General features: G+C 45.7%; 1 protein-coding gene. It reads right to left on the reverse strand.

Features of this window, described 5'->3' with window-relative positions; genetic code table 11:
• Window positions 1–101: 101 nt before the first annotated feature.
• Window positions 102–357, reverse strand: a 256-nt coding sequence (locus BHE89_RS22465) for a DUF3304 domain-containing protein (protein ID WP_128860782.1), incomplete at its 5' end; no start/stop codon positions are given.

Below are 357 nucleotides of genomic sequence, written 5' to 3' on the forward strand. Positions count from 1 at the left end.
GTTTTCTGGTTTTGCACCCCAAGAGCCCGCATTGGCACAACCGGAAAGGAAAAAAGAGATAATTAAGAGCGAGGCAAGTTTGGGGGAAATTTGCCAAAAGGTTATTTTTGGGGACATACAGCGGGCTCCTTCAAATTATGAGGCTCATTAATTGGATATTCAGGATGGCCATATCCCTTGCAAGACGTGGTGATTTTCACTTCGTCGCAAGGTAAGAAATGGACTTTAACACTACAAGGTTCGTCATATTGCGGGATCGGCACCCAAGCTTCGTGGGTTGAGGTATTATCGCGCAGTTGTTGCTCCCAGCGATTATAGGCTTCGACTTGGTCAAAATCAGGTGCTGGTGGAAATTTT

This window comes from Shigella sp. FC1967 (assembly GCF_001743005.1).
Classification (GTDB): Bacteria; Pseudomonadota; Gammaproteobacteria; order Enterobacterales; family Enterobacteriaceae; genus Proteus.